The sequence below is a fragment of the Cohnella sp. LGH genome (assembly GCF_017671885.1).
Lineage (GTDB): Bacteria > Bacillota > Bacilli > Paenibacillales > Paenibacillaceae > Cohnella > Cohnella phaseoli.
Genome location: NZ_CP072117.1, coordinates 8,705,849 through 8,724,410 on the forward strand (window position 1 = coordinate 8,705,849; position 18,562 = coordinate 8,724,410).

The 18,562-nt window shown below is 48.3% G+C and carries 17 protein-coding genes, 1 tRNA gene and 3 pseudogenes; 16 read left to right on the forward strand and 5 right to left on the reverse strand.

What is annotated here, in order from left to right; genetic code table 11:
• Positions 1–9 precede the first annotated feature (9 nt).
• Together J4772_RS37735 and J4772_RS35950 are read right to left on the reverse strand one after the other, a co-directional pair.
• Positions 10–135, reverse strand: a pseudogene (locus J4772_RS37735) (DUF1295 domain-containing protein); the annotation flags it as partial.
• 324 nt (positions 136–459) lie between these two features.
• Positions 460–1,392: a methyl-accepting chemotaxis protein gene (locus J4772_RS35950; protein ID WP_209073566.1), complete on the reverse strand. Its 933-nt coding sequence runs from the start codon at positions 1,390–1,392 to the stop codon at positions 460–462.
• 165 nt (positions 1,393–1,557) lie between these two features.
• Between J4772_RS35950 and J4772_RS35955 the strand changes: the two genes are divergently transcribed.
• Positions 1,558–2,433: a MerR family transcriptional regulator gene (locus J4772_RS35955; protein ID WP_209073567.1), complete on the forward strand. Its 876-nt coding sequence runs from the start codon at positions 1,558–1,560 to the stop codon at positions 2,431–2,433.
• A gap of 234 nt (positions 2,434–2,667) precedes the next feature.
• On the forward strand, positions 2,668–3,024 hold the full coding sequence (locus J4772_RS35960) for a nucleotide excision repair endonuclease (protein WP_116060817.1): 357 nt from the start codon (positions 2,668–2,670) through the stop codon (positions 3,022–3,024).
• A 95-nt stretch (positions 3,025–3,119) separates the two neighbouring features.
• Here J4772_RS35960 and J4772_RS35965 read toward each other — a convergent pair.
• Positions 3,120–3,196: transfer RNA gene (locus J4772_RS35965), tRNA-Met, on the reverse strand.
• A gap of 197 nt (positions 3,197–3,393) precedes the next feature.
• On the opposite strand from J4772_RS35965, the gene J4772_RS35970 reads away from it, so the two are divergent.
• The 8 genes and pseudogenes from J4772_RS35970 to J4772_RS36005 all read left to right on the forward strand — a co-directional run bounded on the left by J4772_RS35970 (position 3,394) and on the right by J4772_RS36005 (position 11,721).
• Positions 3,394–4,173: an alpha/beta fold hydrolase gene (locus J4772_RS35970; protein WP_209073568.1), complete on the forward strand. Its 780-nt coding sequence runs from the start codon at positions 3,394–3,396 to the stop codon at positions 4,171–4,173.
• 146 nt (positions 4,174–4,319) lie between these two features.
• A pseudogene (locus J4772_RS35975) lies at positions 4,320–4,553 on the forward strand (Imm51 family immunity protein); the annotation flags it as partial.
• 24 nt (positions 4,554–4,577) lie between these two features.
• On the forward strand, positions 4,578–5,255 hold the full coding sequence (locus J4772_RS35980) for a response regulator transcription factor (protein ID WP_209073569.1): 678 nt from the start codon (positions 4,578–4,580) through the stop codon (positions 5,253–5,255).
• Positions 5,252–6,622 carry a HAMP domain-containing sensor histidine kinase gene (locus tag J4772_RS35985; protein WP_209073570.1) on the forward strand — a complete coding sequence of 457 codons (1,371 nt, stop codon included), beginning with the start codon at positions 5,252–5,254 and terminating at the stop codon, positions 6,620–6,622. Before J4772_RS35980 ends, J4772_RS35985 begins: the two co-directional genes overlap by 4 nt.
• Positions 6,623–6,713: 91 nt before the next feature.
• Positions 6,714–8,441, forward strand: coding sequence for a S41 family peptidase (locus J4772_RS35990; RefSeq protein WP_209073571.1), 1,728 nt, complete (start codon positions 6,714–6,716; stop codon positions 8,439–8,441).
• A 40-nt stretch (positions 8,442–8,481) separates the two neighbouring features.
• A complete protein-coding gene (locus tag J4772_RS35995; protein ID WP_209073572.1) occupies positions 8,482–9,024 on the forward strand; it encodes a hypothetical protein in 543 nt (180 codons plus the stop codon).
• Between the two features lie 443 nt (positions 9,025–9,467).
• Entirely contained in the window at positions 9,468–9,935 is a 468-nt protein-coding gene (locus J4772_RS36000; protein ID WP_209073573.1) for a phage tail protein, read from the forward strand.
• Between the two features lie 157 nt (positions 9,936–10,092).
• On the forward strand, positions 10,093–11,721 hold the full coding sequence (locus J4772_RS36005; protein WP_209073574.1) for a catalase: 1,629 nt from the start codon (positions 10,093–10,095) through the stop codon (positions 11,719–11,721).
• A 68-nt stretch (positions 11,722–11,789) separates the two neighbouring features.
• Here J4772_RS36005 and J4772_RS36010 read toward each other — a convergent pair.
• Positions 11,790–12,439: pseudogene (locus J4772_RS36010) on the reverse strand (DUF421 domain-containing protein).
• 262 nt (positions 12,440–12,701) lie between these two features.
• Between J4772_RS36010 and J4772_RS36015 the strand changes: the two are divergent.
• The 5 genes from J4772_RS36015 to J4772_RS36035 all read left to right on the forward strand — a co-directional run bounded on the left by J4772_RS36015 (position 12,702) and on the right by J4772_RS36035 (position 16,879).
• Complete coding sequence (locus J4772_RS36015; RefSeq protein ID WP_209077649.1) at positions 12,702–14,081, forward strand: FAD-binding oxidoreductase; 1,380 nt, start codon at positions 12,702–12,704, stop codon at positions 14,079–14,081.
• Between the two features lie 189 nt (positions 14,082–14,270).
• On the forward strand, positions 14,271–15,065 hold the full coding sequence (locus tag J4772_RS36020) for a Cof-type HAD-IIB family hydrolase (protein WP_209073575.1): 795 nt from the start codon (positions 14,271–14,273) through the stop codon (positions 15,063–15,065).
• A 29-nt stretch (positions 15,066–15,094) separates the two neighbouring features.
• Entirely contained in the window at positions 15,095–15,958 is an 864-nt protein-coding gene (locus J4772_RS36025) for a PhzF family phenazine biosynthesis protein (protein WP_209073576.1), read from the forward strand.
• Between the two features lie 37 nt (positions 15,959–15,995).
• Positions 15,996–16,328 carry a hypothetical protein gene (locus tag J4772_RS36030; RefSeq protein WP_209073577.1) on the forward strand — a complete coding sequence of 111 codons (333 nt, stop codon included), beginning with the start codon at positions 15,996–15,998 and terminating at the stop codon, positions 16,326–16,328.
• Between the two features lie 122 nt (positions 16,329–16,450).
• Positions 16,451–16,879 (forward strand): hypothetical protein, encoded by a 429-nt coding sequence (locus J4772_RS36035; protein ID WP_247740949.1) that lies wholly within the window; start codon positions 16,451–16,453, stop codon positions 16,877–16,879.
• 10 nt (positions 16,880–16,889) lie between these two features.
• On the opposite strand, the gene J4772_RS36040 is transcribed toward J4772_RS36035, so the two are convergent.
• The gene (locus tag J4772_RS36040) at positions 16,890–17,768 is read right to left on the reverse strand and encodes an aminoglycoside phosphotransferase family protein (protein ID WP_209073578.1); all 879 of its coding nucleotides are present in this window, start codon (positions 17,766–17,768) and stop codon (positions 16,890–16,892) included.
• Between the two features lie 79 nt (positions 17,769–17,847).
• Here J4772_RS36040 and J4772_RS36045 point away from each other — a divergent pair, with 79 nt between their 5' ends.
• The gene (locus tag J4772_RS36045) at positions 17,848–18,339 is read left to right on the forward strand and encodes an SMI1/KNR4 family protein (RefSeq protein ID WP_209073579.1); all 492 of its coding nucleotides are present in this window, start codon (positions 17,848–17,850) and stop codon (positions 18,337–18,339) included.
• Positions 18,340–18,562: the final 223 nt, after the last annotated feature.

Below are 18,562 nucleotides of genomic sequence, written 5' to 3' on the forward strand. Positions count from 1 at the left end.
TCCAGAGTGTTAAATAGCTTCTATTAACTTGTGATAACGTACAATTTTCACAATGGCGATCGGGCAAGATCGCGCGATTCCCCACCACATAACGGCTTCGCCAAAGTAATTGGGATGACGTGTATAGCGCCATAAGCCTGTGGTTCACGGCTGTAGTCAGGGCGATGACAACAAATCCCAGGCCCCAGCCGATTTCTACAATCGAGTTATCTTTCTTGACTTGGTTAGGGACATAGTGGTCGTTGCTCACGGATGGCAAATCAACAGGCGGCCTATCCTCAGGCAGGTATTCGCAGATATCGGCCGTATCGTTGCTCACAGAGGCGATGAAGCCCTGCAACAAATAGACGAAGCCTTTAGCGCCAGCATCCACGACATTATTCCTTCTCAGAACGTCTAACTGTTGTTTCGTATTTTCAAGCGAGATGCATGCTTCGGAGTCAAAACGATATCGGAGCTTCATTTTAGGATCAGCTTAATCTCGTTTGCATTCCGGTCGAGTCTACGAGCAGCTTTCTCGATTCCTTGAAATTCTTCAACTGCTTGCTGGATTCTTCGCTGGGTTTCGGCGGCAACCATCCGGGAGCTCTTAGTGCTTTTCTCGACATCACGGACGCGTGCCTCAATTCCTTCGACATATTCGCTTGCTTCACGGGTAGCCTGTTCGACTTGAGTAGCCAGCTTGCGAACCTCGCTTGCAACGATAGCGAAACCTCGCCCGTGCTCCTTCGCGTGGGCAGCCTCGATCGCTGCGTTGAGGGCAAGAAGGTTGGTCTGTGAGGCAACGTCTTTAATCGACCGAACGATTCCGCGGATGGAAGCGGATTGGCGCTCAAGCTGAAGCAGAACGGCCAAGTTTTCCTCCGAGCCTGTTACGACGCGACCGACGGCTTCCTCGATCTCTCTGCTTCGCGCGATGCCTTCCCGGGTGCGATCTAGCAACTGCTCGGACATCTGCAATAAATCCTCAGTTAATCGGGTAGCCAATTGTTCTCGTTCGTCGATGTTCGTTGCGATCTTTAATATACCTTTTGGTTTTCCGAGCTCATCGAGAATCGGCATATAGGTCGCCTCGAGCCAGATGAGACGACCGTCTTTTCGAACTCTTTGAATTTTGTTCTGAAATGCCTTGCCTTGACGCAAGCCTTCCCATAATTCGAGGTACTGAGGACTATTCCGAAATTCGGACGTACAGAAAGCGGTGTGGCTCACTCCTTGCATTTCCGATAAGCGGTATCCCATGGTCTGGGCGAAGTTTTCGTTGGCAAAGTGCACGTAGCCCTCCAAGTCGAATTCAATCATGGCAAAGGAGCTTTCGATAGCCGCCATCACAGCGTAGAGCTTTTTAACCCCGTGCGAATCTGTCAAAGCGGACGAATATTCATTTTTCATATGAATTACTCCTATTGTGTATAGATTTTTGATTATAATTCTACAAAAACTATACAAATTCAGCAAGGGATTTCAGGGAATAATCCTATTAATGAAGAATTTACGTCAGATTCCTCCTCAATTTGTATCGGTTATGTATAATTAAAACGAGGAGGGAAAGTAGATATGTATAGCATGAAAAAGGCATCCGAGCTGCTGGGCATCCCGGTGGTGACGATTCGTGCCTGGGAAAACCGTTATGGGGTCATTTCCCCAACTCGGAGCGTCGGAGGTCACCGCCAGTTAAGTGAAGTGGATCTGTCTAGACTTCGCTTCCTAAAAAATCAAATCCAGAATGGATTGAGAATTAGCGAAGCGGCGAAACTATTGCTGCAAAGCGGGCCCACCCCTCCTAAGCATGCTGCCGAACAAGAAACGACTGGCTGGAAACTCGATGGCTTGGTTGATAAACTATACACGGATTTAATCCGATTTAATTCCACAGAAGCAGATCATACGATAGATCTGGCATTTGCTTTGTATGATTTCGAAGATACATTTCGCCACATATTTGTTCCTGTTCTGTATCGGGTCGGAGCAGAATGGGAATCGCAAAAAGTTAGCGTTCTACAGGAGCATTTCGCCACAGAAACGATTATGAGGAGAGTATCTGCCTTGTTCAGGGTTTTTCCCATAAATCCTAATTTGCCTGTGGTGGCAGCCTTTTGTCCCGAAGGAGAACGGCATCATCTTGGCCTCATGTCGTTCAGTCTCTTCTTGCGCAAACGCGGAGTCAATGTATTGTATTTGGGACCTGATACTCCTCTCAAGGATCTGGACGCTATAATTGAAAATCAGCATGTATCTTTCCTTGCTGTTTCCGTTACGGATCGCTGTTATGTGGACAAGCTTATGGAGTGGATTAAAGCAGCCGGACGGAAACATAAGGGGTTGCGATTTTTGCTTGGAGGAGCGGCTTTTGATCGACTGGAAGGGCGCCTTGTTCAATCGAACATACGTTATCTATCAGCCGATCAATGGGAAGATTGGTACAAAGCATAAGTGGCTATCCGCGTCGCTGTGAAGAATGCGTTTAGCCTGAAGTTGTGAATAAGATAAGCCCCAGCGTAAACGAAGGCAGCCAGTTCAGGAAGAGTACGAACCGAGTAACGAATGCGGGAGGGAAAAGTGCTATTGGAAGATTTACGGTTTATTGTTTTTTGCGAGGACGTCGCTGCGACTATTTCAATATGATAAGATGAAATAACAATGACGCAGAAGAGAGAGTGAAAAGTAGTGATACAAATAGAGATTCCGACTCCCGAAGTCACGATTTACAAACAGGAGGCGCCGACATTAAGCCATATTTACGGGTTTACGGATTTCATTCTGATTCCTCGTGATAAAGCGGGGATTTTCATGTTCTACAATGATAAGGATGAACTCCTATTCGTCGGTAAGGCGCGGAAGTTAAGACCTCGTATCAAGAAGCACTTTGAGGATACGGTGTCGGACATCAAAGATCATCGGAATGAAGTGACCAAAATCGAGGTTTGTTTAGTGGAGAATGCCGTTCATAGAGAAATTTATGAAACGTTCATTATTAACGAACATAAGGCCAAGTACAATGTCGATAAGGTGCTGTATAAGTAAGGAATAGACATGAGCGATTAGGAGAACGAAAAATGCCTTTAATCCACATCAGCGGGTTAAAGGCATTTAATATGTGCAAAGCATAAATTGTAAGTTGGTTGCGGGGGCAGGATTTGAACCTGCGGCCTTCGGGTTATGAGCCCGACGAGCTACCGGGCTGCTCCACCCCGCGATAGTATTACTGAGCATGACGACCTTAATGTCGGTCAGAAGTCTTATAATACAGCAGTTTGATCCAATATGCAAGCTTTTAAGCTGAAAAACCAGATACATAACCTCGCCAATGTGAAATTTAGAGCCGGACCGATGATTTCACGATCGTTTACTCGTCTTATAGGATAGCAAGTAAATAAGGAAGTAGGTGTGATCATGAACTCAACTCCCTCCAAAGACGGTACAACCATAGCGTATGATGTCTATGGCAGCGGTCCGGCGCTCATTTACATCACGGGGGCATCCTGTTACCGCACTTTTAAGCCGATTGTGGAGGATGCCAAAATATTTGCCAGATCTTTTACGGTCTACAATTACGATCGACGCGGACGCGGAGATAGCGGGAATACGCTGCCTTATTCGCTGGAGCGTGAGATCGAGGATATTGAAGCCATGATCGATGCAGCCGGCGGCACCGCGTATGTGTACGGCCATTCTTCGGGCGCCGTGTTGGCGCTAGAGGCTGCGCTTCGGCTGGGAGGCAAAGTACGAAAGGTAGCGTTGTACGATGCGTCTTATGTGCATGACGAGAAAGAAAAGGTCGAATATCGTCAATTAAGTCAGACCGTACAAAAGCTGCTCGATGACGGTAAGAACGCGGAGGCCATGCGTACCTTTCTGAAGGGGATCGGGATGCCGTCGGCGTTCGTCTGGCTATTGCCGCTATTCCCCGGCTGGAAGAAAATGAAGGCACTTGCGCCAACCTTGGCCTACGATATCGCGCTCACGCAGGATCTACCTCCCATCGAAAGAGCTGCCGAAGTAACCGTCCCGACGTTAATCGGCGTTGGCGAGAAGAGTCCCGCAGGATTGCATGATGTCGCTCGGCAATTGGCGAAGGCAATTCCAAACGCAAAACACTCCCAGCTCACAGGCCAAAATCACATGGTTAGCGCCAAAAAACTGCTTCCGCTGCTTTCGGATTTTTTTAAATAGGGCGGGTCGGATCTTGCACGATTTAATGGCTGATCATTTGTTGGATAAAAGGAGAAGATCATGGAAAAGTAACTGTTGAAAGAGCTAAACCTTTGGCATAAAGATCGTGAATATGAAAAAATCTATAATCGGACTTTCAAACCAGAGCTGACGAGGGATTTGAGGGCAACGGCTACGATTGGGGTTCTCTGGCTGCTGTTTTTCTTAAGGAAAGGATGCCTCAGTTGACCGGTAGCGTACGCTTTGACCCGGAAGGCAGTATGTTCTGCGCTTATTCCGATAATAGAGAGGCTATACAAAAATTTGCGATAGGGTTTAAAGAGGCATGCGAGGATGACGCTGCTATCAGGAATTTATTCTCTCGTGCACAATTGAATTGATTTTCCAAGGGGACTATCAAGAAAATGACCAAAATTCTTATCGCGGACGACGACGCTCATATTCGCAAGCTCATCGCCTTGTATTTGCGGAATGAGGGGTTCGATACGGTCGAGGCGGAAGACGGGATCGAGGCACTCTCCATCATGGAGAATTCGACCGTCGATATTGTTATTCTCGATATTATGATGCCGCATATGGACGGTTGGGAGCTGTGCAGGGAGATCCGCCGCCTATATCCGGAAATTCCGCTGCTTATGGTCACGGCCAAAGGAGAGTCCGGGCAAAAGGTGAAAGGCTTTCAGTTGGGCACGGACGATTATGTGACCAAGCCTTTCGATCCTTTGGAGCTTGTGATGCGGGTAAAAGCATTGCTAAAGCGTTATCGAATCGTTAGCTCCCAGATCGTTCAATTAGGCGGAATCGTGTTGGACCGGCGGGCATTCAAGGTGATCCGAGACGGCGAAGAGCTCATTTTGCCGTTAAAAGAGTTTGAGCTGCTGTTCAAACTGGCCAGTCACCCTGGACAAATCTTAACTAGAGAGCAGCTCATTTTGCAAATCTGGGGGATGGATTACGAAGGCGACGACCGAACCGTCGATGTCCATATTAAGAGAATTAGGGAGCGTTTCGCCGAGGATGCCGAGCATTTCCGCATCGAGACGGTCCGCAGTCTCGGTTACCGGCTAGAGGTGCAGAAATGACAAGGTCTTTGTACGTCCGCGTCGTGTTAACGTTTGTGGCTGCCATGGGAATAGGTCTGCTTATCTCCGTTCTGGCCGGACTTGCGCTATTCGAGAAGAAAATAGACCGAATCGGGCAGAACGATCTGGTAGCCGCAGGCGAGGAGATCATTCGCGTCTACGAACAGACGGAGCCGGCAAATTTGGATCGATTCATGGAAAGCATGGTGAAGCTGACCTCCTACTCCGTTCAACTATACGCCGGCTCGGGAGCCATGAAATCCTTCAAGATCAGCTCCGATATGGACGATCTTGCGATTTCGCAGGATGCTATTCGGAAAGTAAGGGAAGGCGAGATCTACCGATCTTCCTCCAAGGATAAGATGACATTCATCGGGCTGCCGTTTCCAATCGGCGGTGAGCGTCATGCTTTATTTTTGCTGCCCTCATCCAAAAACGAATCGACCCTCACGCACTTGATGTTAACCATTCTTCTATTTGTTCTGGTTGCGGGAAGCATCTTTATTCTTATAGCCGCTATCTACGTTGTAAAACCGATCAAGACGCTTACTGCCGCGACTAAACGACTTGCGAAAGGCGATTTCGACGTGGAATTGGGACTAAAGCGCAAGGACGAGCTAGGAAATTTGGCGCGGAGCTTTAACGGGATGGCGTTTGATCTTAAACAATTGGAGCGGATGCGACAGGACTTTGTCTCGAATGTGTCGCACGAGATTCAGTCTCCGTTAACGTCTATATCCGGTTTTGCGAAAGCGCTGAAGGACATGAATTCCATCGCCGAGGACGAACGCATTCAGTATCTGGATATCATCCTGGCGGAAAGCGGCCGATTATCCCGGCTCAGCGATAATTTACTCAACCTCGCGTCCCTCGATTCCAGTCACCATCCTTTGGAGTACGCCACCTATCATCTTGACGAACAAATCAGGCAGGTCGTCGTGAACTGCGAACCTCTATGGTCGGAGAAACACATGGATATTGATCTGGATCTGCCCCAGGGCGCTAAAATAACGGCCGATCAGGATCAACTCAATCAAATATGGACGAACCTGCTTGGCAACAGCATCAAGTTTACGCCGGAAGGCGGACTCATCCATATTCAGATACGGGCTGGCAAGGACGGATACACCGTGACTTTGTCCGACACCGGAGTCGGTATTGCGCCTGAACAACTGAGCCGCGTTTTCGAGCGTTTCTATAAGACGGACCGATCCCGGAATCGCAGCAGCGGCGGCAACGGTCTTGGACTCGCTATCGTCCAAAAAATTGTCGCTCTCCACCAGGGCGATATTCATATGGAAAGCAAGGTCGGGCAAGGTACGAAAGTCGTCGTTCATCTGCCCGCCGCCCCGCCCGACAGAGCGTAAACCGGTTCACGCTCCGTTCATATTTCTCCCATAATCTTCGCAATGTATCGCAATGACGGTACTAAGAGGAAGTGAATGGAGGAGACGGATAATGAGCGTTATCGGAACGATCGATTCGGTGAAATGGTTGACGGTCTACGAGTGGGCGATGTGCATCGTCAGTCTATTCGTATTGACGGTTTACGCGGTACCTATCAAGAAGCATTACAGATGGTTTGATTTTTTACCCAGTGCGGGTGTGCTCGTAGCTATTGCAAGCGTCCTGTCCGGAGATACGACCCTTCTGGCTCTGGTCATCGGGTCGCTGACGCTGCTCGTGTTCATATGCACAATTGGGAGGCTGCTAAAGCCTAAGGCTTGGGCGGCTCCGAAGAAGAAAGCATTCAGGGTCGTGAGGAGCATCATCTGTGTATGCGGAGCTGCTCTCATTGTGTTTGCAGTAGCAAATGCGGGTGTAATGCGGTATAACCCTGCTAGCGATTTTAGCGGCATGAGCTACTCCAAGGCGTTCGTCGCCATGAATGAAAGATTGTCGCGGGAATATCCGTTCGGGGAATGGAAGAAGATCGACTGGAACGAGCTCCGAAGCAAGTACGAGCCCATATTCAAACAAGCCGAGAAAACCCAAAACTTCGACTTGTACTATAAAACGTTAAGAGAATACCTGTTTTCTCTGCGGGACGGACATATCAAAATCGTTAACGATAATGTGTACGACGGGAACACGGTATTTAAACGGGAAGTTGGCGGCGGCTTCGGATTGAGCACCGTTCAATTGGACAATGGTAGAGTTCTTGTAAGTCTGGTTTTGGAGAACAGCCCGGCGGCAAAGAGCGGAATAAAGCTAGGGGCGGAAATCGTCGCGTGGGACGGGAAAACGGGGAAGGAATCGTTCAACCGGACGACTTGGAGCGAGAGCAGCATGGCTACGGATGAGGTGAAGAGACTCAATCAGGGACGATTTATGGCGCGTGCGCCCATCGGCAAGGAAATACAGGTCGAATTTCGTAATTGGGGGGAGTCGGATACTACCCGTACGAAGCTGACGGCATACGACGATCAATACGAGACGTTGAAGAAGACGAAAATTAGATTCACACAAGCCGATCTGGATGCTTCCCCCATTGAAGGCGAAATTCTTGAAAACGGCTATGGATATGTGAAAATCAAGCATTTTCTTCCCGACTCAAGCGTCGCATCGCCGGAGAAGAGCCTAGCAGACCTATTGAAAATGTTCCAGGACAGACACGCAAAAGGCTTGGTCATCGATCTGCGGAACAATCCGGGCGGGGAAGACCAGCTTGCCGCCGATCTGGCCGGTTTCTTCGTCAAGGAGATAAAGCACTACGAATATGTCAGTTATTACAACAGATATACGGGTAAATTTGAATTGAATCGGAATGAAGTCGTCAAGGCCAAACCTGCCAAGCCTTATTTCGACGGGCCCGTGGCCATCTTGATTAACAGCAGAACCGGGAGCTCGGGAGAAGGGATGCCCCTTGTTCTAAAAGGCGAGCCGAATGTCAAAATCGTAGGGTTTACCTCAACGGCCGGTTCGTTCGGAATTATGAGCAGTCCTATCGAAATCAAGATGCCGGGAGATTACGTCGTCCAATTCCCGGATGGAAGGTCGCTCAATTCGAACAAAAAGGTTCAGGGAGATGCCGACTCATTCGGAGTCGGAGGCGCGGTTCCCGACATCAAAATCCCCTTAAATGAAGATACGTTCAAAGCAAGCGTGATGAACGGGGAAGACGTTGAACTGAAGTATGCGATCGACGCGATGCTGTATTCACACAAGCAGAACACCCGCCCCTGACGTACAATGAACCATAACCAGGTGAGCGAGGTGAACTTTCATGGCACAATCCAAAGAGGTATTCGCTAGGGCTAAACGGCTGAAGGGCCGGCCGGTATGCATTACCCTACACAGCGGAAAGACATACGTCGGTTACATCACCGACATCCACAGCACCGGCTTGACGCTGGCTAACGCTGGAGTGCTCCCGCCGCGCACATCGCCCGGGAAGCGGGGTCCTCGGCCTAAGCGGCACAGAGGCGGCTCCCATGGCTCGGGCAGTCGCTCCGGCAGCCGTCGAAAAGATTGGCATAAGCCGTTCAGCCGTTCCCGCTTGCGCAAGCCGGATGTCCGAATATCTGCCTTTCTACCGAATATGGGCTCATTGTTCGGGGCGTTAGGCGGCGGGCTTGGCGGTGGACTCGGTGGTGGACTCGGAGGCGGTCTCGGCGGTATAGGAGGGTTGTTCGGCATGATCCAGCGGTTTATCCCGGTCGTGAAGTTAGGATACGGCATGGTCAAGTCGATACGCCCGTTTCTTGGCTCCGTTCAAGAATTGATGAAGTCGCCAGTAGCTGCGGAGACAGCAAGTGAATCACCGTAACTGAAGGAAATCGATGAACAAGGTAAAGGTGTATATACCTCCTTCCGATGCGAGATACCCCACAGGGCGAATTGGGGCAGTCTTCAGGAGGTATATACACCTTCTTCAATATCGATCATTGTGCAACTGAATTTTAAGGGATGGTATTTTTTGAACGGGCAATCGCCTTCGGATCAAGTTCTAGGACAAGGTTGAAGGCTTATTCCTGTTTGCCTAGTTGTTCTTCATCTTCTTCTTGATTCTTCTTTCCTTTTTCATCAGCCCCTCTAAACAGTATCATATTTTGACATCATTTATGGTTATTATAAACTCATCAAGTAAAAAACAAATCGCTTGATCAAAAACCCAATGCAACCGTTGAGATGGGGAAGAATGTCGGCTTCGTATATGGGGAAATGCGAATTCCGGTTGTAAAGAAGTAAAAGAGCACAGGAGGAATGAGGATGTCTACTATCGTCGATTTTAAGAATGTGTCTACGGCTGGTCTGGAATCTTCGCCAGTAGCAGAGGCGCTTGCCGGTCTGCGTGCGAATGAAGCCCGTTACTTCATGAACAAATACAAGCACGAATTTACGGTCGAACCCGCCAGCGAAAGCCAGGAGACGCTCAATTATGTGAACCGGGTTTTGAAAGAAGAACGCGGGATTGAGTTTGCGGCCCAGCCTCTTGAAACATCGCGCTTCCAAGTAGAAAATATCGATTGGGCGTTCGTCTTTTACGAGGATGGTCTAGCGATCAACGTCTTGTATACGATCGATGATCCTAAGAAGCGGGCCGTTGGATTTAAGCTGTCGGAAGGGATGGAAGTCCCCAAGGAGCTGGAAGAGAAGAAGTTCAAGTTTGCCCGACAGAAGTCCAAGCTGGCTGGCACAATTCGAGGTTCGTTCTTCGTCATTAAAGGAGAATATTGAAGTAATCAGGGGCTGTCCCATAAGCAAAAGAGTCGTACAAAAAGACGATCGATAGAGAATCGTCTTGCACGACCTTACTTATGGGACAGCCTTATTTCTACATAAAAATTCCAAACAGAGGGGAGTCTAATACGAAAAATCTGGAGGAAGCGATTTTATGACGGATCATCGGAAAGACGTACATCGCGAAACATTGACAACACGACAGGGCCATCCCGTAACGGATAATCAGAATATCAGAACCGTTGGCAATCGGGGGCCGGGTACGCTGGAGAATTACCATTTCATCGAAAAAATTTCTCATTTCGACCGGGAAGAAGTGCCGGAACGGGTGGTCCATGCTCGGGGAGCGGGGGCATTTGGATATTTTGAAACGTATGGGAAGGTTGGAGACGAGCCCGTAGAGAAATACACGCGGGCGAAAGTGTTTTCCGGGGCCGGCAAACGAACGCCGTTAATGGTCAGGTTTTCTACCGTAGCAGGAGCGAAGGATTCGCCGGAGACTGCAAGAGACCCGCGCGGTTTTGCTGTAAAAATGTATACGGAGGACGGGAATTGGGATCTGGTGGGGAACAATTTGAAAATTTTCTTCATACGCGATGCGATGAAATTCCCCGATATGATCCATGCCTTTAAGGCGGATCCGGCCTCGAACGTACCTAACCCGCAGCGGATGTTCGACTTCGTTTCCCGTACGCCCGAGGCTACCCATATGATTACCTTCTTGTTCTCCCCCTGGGGGATTCCCGCAACCTACCGCCATATACAGGGGTCTGGCGTCAACACCTATAAGTGGGTGAATGACAGAGGCGATGCGGTGTTGGTGAAGTATCACTGGGAACCGAAGCAAGGGATCCGCAATTTAATCCAAGAAGAGGCAGATGCGATACAGGCGAAAAATGTGAGTCATGCGACGCAAGATTTATATGAGGCCATTGCGCGAGGGGATTTTCCGGAATGGGAGCTTTATGTGCAAATCATGGAGGACGATTACCATCCGGAGCTTGATTTTGATCCGCTTGACGATACGAAGCTTTGGCCGGAAGATCAGTTTCCTTGGTTGTCGGTGGGACGAATGGTTCTGGATCGCAATCCGGTTGATTTCCATGCGGAAATTGAACAGGCCGCTTTCGGTACGGGAGTTCTTGTCGACGGAATGGACTTCTCCGACGATAAAATGCTGCAGGGCCGCACCTTCTCATACTCCGACACGCAGCGCTATCGCGTTGGGGCCAACTATCTGCAACTGCCCGTGAATGCGCCGAAAGCGCAGGTTCATTCGAACCAGCATAGGGGCCAAATGGATTTCCGCAATCCGAAGGAGTCCGGAGAAAGTCCGCATATTAACTACGAACCGTCCATGATCGGCGGCTTTCAGGAAGCAAGTAAGGAAGAGCGTCCTCCGCACCGACCTGCCTATAACGCGGCGGTAATGAGTGAGCCTATCGATCGCCCGAATAACTATGGACAAGCGGGGGAGACGTACCGCAAATTTGCAGATTGGGAACGCGAGGAGTTGATCAAAAATCTGTCCGAAGCGCTTGCGGTATGCGATAAACGCATTCAAGAGACCATGATCGGGCACTTCACGCAAGCAGATGAGAACTACGGTCGCCGCGTGAGGGAAGGCATTGAAAAGAAAATGAAAGACATCGCTCAGACGGAAACGGAATACAAAGCTCCTGGCCGCGATGCGGGTATCTCCAAATATGGCCAAGGTTCGTTGGATGCTAATCAAGCGGTCAAAGAAGCGGTGAAAGAGAGCCGCGAGGCGGATCCTTATTAAGACGAATTCAAAGCTTGCTAATAAATCTAGAGACTGCGCCCCCTGAAGGGGGCGTTTTTGTTAGGGCATTAGTCGATAGGCTTGTCAATGTGGTCCCGATAGTAGTCAAAATATAACTGATTCTGTGTACCTCTCACGGCATAGAACACGTCGGATACGGACTTGCTCCGCTGCCGCAGCACCTGCTCCAGCCATTGGACGGTCAGCCCGTTGTGAGAGAGATTGTCTTCGATGATTTTACCGTCCATAATCAGCTCGACAGGGAACGACTGGATGGCTGCGACGTGCAGCTTCAGATCTTTGCGCGTTACCCACTCATGCTCGCTTTTTTCTTAACCGACAGCTTTCCGTGATCCTCCAAGCAAGCATACTCGACCTCTTCCATATTAAAAATCCCCTTCTCACGCAAAGATTGGACCAAGGAGTCCAACGTGTAGCGGATTTTTCGCATGTTGTTCTCGAGAATTTCGCCGTTCTCGATGACGACAGTCGGAGTACCGGATACCCACCGGTTCCATGCCCGGCTTTTGAGCGCTATCTTGGATACAAGAAAAGAAATTCCAAAGAACATCAGCAGGGACACGACGATGGGCCAATGGTTGAGCTTATCTTTAAACGCCAAATTGGCTGCAATAGCGCCCAGTGTGATGCCGCTCACGAAGTCATGAAAGGTCATATTGGATATCGTCTGCTTGCCGAGAATTCTCGACGTGATCATGAGGAGGACAAAAGCGGCGATCGTTCGAATAATAACTTCAACGTATGCTTGCAATGGGCGGGCTCCTTATTCCAATTTGTGGGGCCGTCAGACGACTCGGTAGTAACACTATTGACGATTGGAGCGGTTGTTATAACTCGGGCGTCTGAAGGAGATTCTAGTGCTGGAAACAAGGCATTTGCCGTTACTAGGTCAGGTATCCCTACATAAATATAAGCTGATGAGCAAGGCTTATGTCAGGAACAGGGACGGTGCAAACGGGATGGCGCAAAACCGGAAAAAGACAGGTACGCAACTAACCGGAAGGATCGTATTTCCGGATAATCCGTCATACAATGCGGCCAGAATGGAGTTCAACAGACGTTTTTCCAAGTTTCCAAGAGTCATTGTTTTTTGCCGGCGAACCCAGGATGTGATCAACGCAGTCAAATGGGCCCGCGAGCGGGGCGTACGGCTGCGAGCGCGCAGCGGGCGGCACAGCTATGAAGGCTTCTCGACTGTCAATGGCGGTATTATTATCGATGTGAGCGAGATGAACAAAGTTAAGGTCGATCGCAAAAATAGGGTAGCCATTGTACAGACGGGAAATCCGCTTGCCCGTGTATACAGGAAGCTGTGGAATAAGCGCGTGACGCTTCCAGCTGGAACTGCGCCCGACGTAGGCGTAGCCGGGCTTACCCTGGGAGGCGGCATTGGACTTCTGTCCCGCAAATATGGTCTTACGTGCGATAACCTGAAACAAGTGAAGATGGTCGTAGCTTCGGGGCGGTATGGGGCAAAGGCGATTGTGGCAAACAGCAGGAAGCATTCCGATCTGTTATGGGCATCGCGAGGCGGCGGGGGAGGGAACTTTGGCGTTGCTACTGCCTATACTTTTCGGGTTAGACCCATTTCATCGGTTTCTATCTACAGTATTACGTGGAAATGGGCCGATCTTGAGAAGGTGCTGCCGGCCTGGCAGTGCTGGGCCCCGTCTGTCACAAACCGCTTAACCTCAACCATTGAGGTGTCTGCCAAGCAGGTGGGAACGATTGTCTCTACCGGACAATTGCTTGGCGGCGCAGAGGAGCTGCGTCGATTGATTAGGCCGCTCTTGCGAACAGGCACTCCGATCAAGGTGATGGTCAAGACAGTACCTTTTATTGAAGCGACCCGATTTTTCGCCGAATCGGACCTGAATTTGGAACCGAAGTTCAAAATAACCGGGGCATATGGGTTTCAACCTTTGCCCCGTGAAGGAGTACGAATTATACGCGACTTTCTGTCCAAAGCGCCGAACAGGCACTCTACCGTATGGAGTCAAAGCTTGGGCGGTGCAGGAAGCGCGGTGAGCCGGGTAGCGGCTACGGCAACGGCCTATCCCCATCGAAAGGCTGAGATCATCTACGAACTGTCGGCCCGCTGGAGGAACAACAAGGAGCAGCAGCGGAATATTCGGTGGGTGGAAAGGTTCCGCAGAGCGCTACGCCCTTTTGTTAAAGGGGATTATGTGAACTTTCCAGATTTGCAGATTAAGAATTGGCCCAAGGCGTATTACGGGGGCAATTTCCGTAGATTGAAGCGGGTGAAACGAAAGTACGATCCTCATAATGTGTTTCGTTTTGCTCAGAGTATTCCTGTGGGTAGAAAGGCGAAAGGATGATACTGCTCAAACCAGATCTATATAGAAGCAAAGGAGCTGCCGGCGGCAGCTCCTTTTGTATTTTCGTCGATAGCTTCGTTAGCTAGAATGCACCCAACTACAGGCAGGACAATGCAACTTTCTTTGTTGACAGTACCTACATCAGATAGTAGAATCTTACCAATTTAACCTATTATGCGGGAGGTACAGATGTCTAACATTCAGGCAATTGTATTGGACTTGGACGGGACCTTGCTCGACAGTGATAAATCGATATCTTGTAGGAATTATCAGGCTGTTAAAAGATGTTTTGATTCGGGAATTCATATTATTATTGCCACAGCGCGGCCGCCTAGAGCGGCTAATCGATTTTTGGAGAAGTTTCCTTTTGTAGACTACATGATTTATTACAACGGCGCCTTAGTTGTATGCAAATCTAAGCAAAATGAACGGCACATTAGTATCCCTATGGAGATTAGTCAGCAGATAAATCAATTCATCGAGTTACGAGTACCACAATCGATCGTCTCATACGAGGTTAATGATTTATGGTATACATGTAGGCCCGTCCCCGACTCCCAAGTCGCTCAATTAGGGATTCGCTCGAATGATCCGAGGCCTCAGGTGATCGATAAAGATGATATGAGTTTACTTTCCCCGATTAAAATATTGGTTTTAGGCTGCAACTCATGGAGGGATCTATGCGATCAATTCGGTGACCATGTGAACGTAATCGCAACAGATGATGGAGTATTGGTCCAAATCATGCATAAATCAGCCTCAAAGGAAAAAGCTGTACAAGGGGTGTTAAGCGATATCGGGGTGAAATCGGAAAATGTCATGGTCTTCGGGGATGATTATAACGATTTAGGTCTATTCCATATGTCCGGATTCCCGGTCGCAATGAAAAATGCGATAATTGAACTAAAGAATTGTGCGGCCCACGTAACCGATTCGAATGATAACGATGGCGTTGCTGTTGCAATTGAGAGATTTATATTGTAGGCGCCTGCAATAGACAGGAGGAGAAAGGTATGAATCGCCAAGCTCCGTTTCAACAAGTAGATGTATTTACAGATGTTCGATTTAAGGGCAACCCCGTTGCCGTAGTTCTCGATGGGGATGAACTGTCAACGGTGGAGATGCAAGCTATTGCTAATTGGACCAACCTATCTGAAACCACCTTTGTATGCACGCCAACGGACCCTCGAGCCGACTATAGATTGCGTATTTTTACCCCTAACAGCGAGCTTCCATTTGCAGGACATCCTACTATAGGATCGGCTTTTGCTGTACTCAAACATGGTCTTAGACAGAAGAAAGAGGGATTATTGATACAGGAGTGCGGAAGCGGGTTAGTCTCTATTTTTGTGGATGAAGATAAACTATTCCTTAGCTTGCCTGAGCCTAATGTGCAAAGTATACAACCCGCTGATTTAATTGAACTCGCCAGTGCTTTGGGAGTATCTTCGCATAGTGTAAGTGCAGGTGCAACGATTGATGTTGGAGCAGTATGGATTACGCTGCAGCTATCTGATGCGCACGAGGTTCGAGATCTGCGTCCAGACATGGCGAAGCTTTCTACATGGATTCCGACAGGAGTAACGGGTGTTACTGTATTTGGTCTAGATTCTGAAAATACAGAGTCTGATCTTGAGGTCCGGTCTTTTGCTCCTAACGAGGGAATAGATGAAGACCCTGTGTGCGGCAGCGGCAATGGATGTGTGGCTGCTCTCGTTAGAAAGCTCGAGCTGATAAAAAAACCGAACTATGTTGCCAGTCAGGGATATTGTGTAGGGCGAAATGGCAGGGTCGAAGTTCGATTTCGGGATAACGGAGAAATTCTAGTCGGCGGTCGTGCGGTTACTTGTATCGAAGGCACGATTTCTTATGAATAAAAGAAGGTGTGCACGACAATAACCGGAGGTGGATGGATTGAAACATAGCGGAGCGTATAAACAGAAGTTTTTCATAACGCCGGAGGAGCTTGAAGGCGTATTGAAGGGCTTTGAGCAAAAACAAGCAAAATTTCATCTTACCAATAGTGCCCGCACAGAACATAATTTAGATGAAGTATGCGAGGCATATAGAAGGTTTTATCAATATTTTATGGTTCAAAACCGAAATGAGTGCTTGACTTGTGAGGTTGGCTGGAGCACGCCAGAAAGGGATGCTCTGTTTTGTATGATTTTTCGCACACGGAACGGTCTTTTTCAGACGATGACAGGTACTTTATATGAAATGTCGTACAAATTTCCGCTTTTTTAGATATCTTTGCACGATTTTGTGTGGTTTTTCATACAACAGGCTTTGACGAACAGTTTTGGGGGCAACTTGTGTGAAAAAACATATAGGTCAAGCACTGGTATTGAGATTGAGCCTATTTTATCATGCAAAATAAGCCCGAGTACTATCCCTTCTTCGTATATTCTATTTCTCTTAATACTGGAAACGAAAGCTCCGGTTTTTTTGTAAGGAATGAAGGCGTTCGTTTTCCCTTCATTCAGCAATGGGCAGAGGACGAGTTACCCTATATAATGCTTTCCTTTCCCAGAGGCTTTCAAATTGATTTGGAGGATGAAAAAGGGAAATATTATATTTACGAGGATATTCGGGAACATCGGCCGTTAACTTATGCGTTTTTTGACGAAGTAGCGAGCAATATCAAGAAAATGACAAAGCCGCTTCGTTTTTCAGTACCCTTAGCAGATACTTGGCAAGAGCAGAAACCACCTGTTCGAATAAGCAAAAGTGCGATGAATGCTATGATTAACTCTTGGATTTTTAACAAGTATAGACTTGTTATGAATAGCAATTAGGATGGTTCGCTTATAACCGATTGTAGTCTTGGATGATATCATCTATCGCCTGTTTGCCCCAGACCGAGGCTTCCGAGTCCTTGTCATTCCAAGCGTAGGTGATGAGCGCTTTCCATAGGGCCCAGCCGCGTGCACGATTAACGGTATCCGCATCAAAATTCATCCGTTTCAAGAAGATCTCCCGGCTGGCGTCGTCAAAAAAGTTCCAGGCCATCACAAGATCGCTCGAAGGATCGCCCACGCCCATAGTTCCGAAATCAATAACGCCGCATAGCCGTCCATCCCTCACGAGCAGATTGCCTACTGCAACGTCTCCATGCAGCCATAAGGGTGCCAAGGAGTATCTTGTCGCAAGAGAGAGCTCCCATATTTCCGTTAGCAGCCTTTGATCGTATTGACCCGACAGGGTTTCGATAATAGACCTTGTATCGTCATCGTAAACCGCAAGGTCTCCCCCTCGATGAAAGTTCTGGACGCCTGCCGGGATGCCCTTGCTTGAGTCTATGGCCTCCAATTCTTTCAAAAACCTCGCAAGGTCCTCGGCAAATTCGCCTAAATCGAGAACGTTGTCATGCGTGACGGTGTCGCCCTCAATCCATCGGTTAATAGACCATGGAAGAGGATATTCGTTCGAGGGCTTGCCATGTGCAACGGGAACCGGAATGGGCAAAGACAGATGAGGCTTGAAAATGGGAAGCCACGTTAGCTCCTTCTGAATAGCCGAGGCGTAACTTTCATGACTCGGTAGTCGAACGGTCAACTCACGGCCCAGTCGATAGGTGCGATTATCATGGCCGCTTTTGGCTACGAGCTCTATATCTAGACTCATCCATTCCGGAAATTGGCTATTGATTAATCGCCGTACCAGTTCGCCGGTAATCTCAATCATGTCTCCACTTCTTTCTGACAACGTTAGGTTCAAGAATATAATATAATTGGGGTATAAATCGGATTGGAAGGTGAAATATATGAATAAAACAGTTGCCGAATTTATGAGTTGGGCTGATGAAAACGGTTGGGATCTCACCCGAAAGTCTGAGCCTCAATTACATTTACATAGTAACATCACATCTAGATATAAAGAAATCCCAAATGAATATTTGGAATTTTTAAGCATGGTTGAGAAATGTGTTACACCAAACGAGACGACTTGGTTTATTTGCGAGGACGAATTCAATAATAGCTCGGATAATGAATTTAAGTGGAACGAGTTTGAATTGCTCAGTATAGAGGCTGCAATGGACGACGATCGTTGGAAATCGGAAATAACCGCATGGTGGGATAATCATCTGCCGATAGTTATGTCGGTTGAAGGTGGATATTTCTTCTATGCGATTGATCTAACAAATGGTGCTATTGTACGCGGATACGAGCCCGAATTCGAAGAAGTTGAAAAAGCAGCCGATACTTTCACAGAATTTCTTGAGTTAATGATGTCGAATTCCATAGAGTTACAGTAAAATATCCATTCTCTCCCGCAAGCTTTCCACAACTTCTTTCGGCACTTCCTGTTTGCAAGGCAGAAGTCGAAGCTGGCCGGGACGATCCGAGGCTCGTTCTTCGTGATCAAAGGAGAATATTAAGCTTCAAACATGGAGCGGCCTAATCGGCCCCTCCTTTTTTCTTTTACCCCCCATTTATTAACTATCTAATCGGATCAAAACCGAAATGAGTGCTTGACGA

Coding starts and splice junctions, on each gene's coding strand:
- J4772_RS35950 (WP_209073566.1), bottom strand. CDS start 1,392: ATGAAAAATGAATATTCGTCCGCTTTGACAGATTCGCACGGGGTTAAA.
- J4772_RS35955 (WP_209073567.1), top strand. CDS start 1,558: ATGTATAGCATGAAAAAGGCATCCGAGCTGCTGGGCATCCCGGTGGTG.
- J4772_RS35970 (WP_209073568.1), top strand. CDS start 3,394: ATGAACTCAACTCCCTCCAAAGACGGTACAACCATAGCGTATGATGTC.
- J4772_RS35980 (WP_209073569.1), top strand. CDS start 4,578: ATGACCAAAATTCTTATCGCGGACGACGACGCTCATATTCGCAAGCTC.
- J4772_RS35985 (WP_209073570.1), top strand. CDS start 5,252: ATGACAAGGTCTTTGTACGTCCGCGTCGTGTTAACGTTTGTGGCTGCC.
- J4772_RS35990 (WP_209073571.1), top strand. CDS start 6,714: ATGAGCGTTATCGGAACGATCGATTCGGTGAAATGGTTGACGGTCTAC.
- J4772_RS35995 (WP_209073572.1), top strand. CDS start 8,482: ATGGCACAATCCAAAGAGGTATTCGCTAGGGCTAAACGGCTGAAGGGC.
- J4772_RS36000 (WP_209073573.1), top strand. CDS start 9,468: ATGTCTACTATCGTCGATTTTAAGAATGTGTCTACGGCTGGTCTGGAA.
- J4772_RS36005 (WP_209073574.1), top strand. CDS start 10,093: ATGACGGATCATCGGAAAGACGTACATCGCGAAACATTGACAACACGA.
- J4772_RS36015 (WP_209077649.1), top strand. CDS start 12,702: ATGGCGCAAAACCGGAAAAAGACAGGTACGCAACTAACCGGAAGGATC.
- J4772_RS36020 (WP_209073575.1), top strand. CDS start 14,271: ATGTCTAACATTCAGGCAATTGTATTGGACTTGGACGGGACCTTGCTC.
- J4772_RS36025 (WP_209073576.1), top strand. CDS start 15,095: ATGAATCGCCAAGCTCCGTTTCAACAAGTAGATGTATTTACAGATGTT.
- J4772_RS36035 (WP_247740949.1), top strand. CDS start 16,451: ATGCAAAATAAGCCCGAGTACTATCCCTTCTTCGTATATTCTATTTCT.
- J4772_RS36040 (WP_209073578.1), bottom strand. CDS start 17,768: ATGATTGAGATTACCGGCGAACTGGTACGGCGATTAATCAATAGCCAA.
- J4772_RS36045 (WP_209073579.1), top strand. CDS start 17,848: ATGAATAAAACAGTTGCCGAATTTATGAGTTGGGCTGATGAAAACGGT.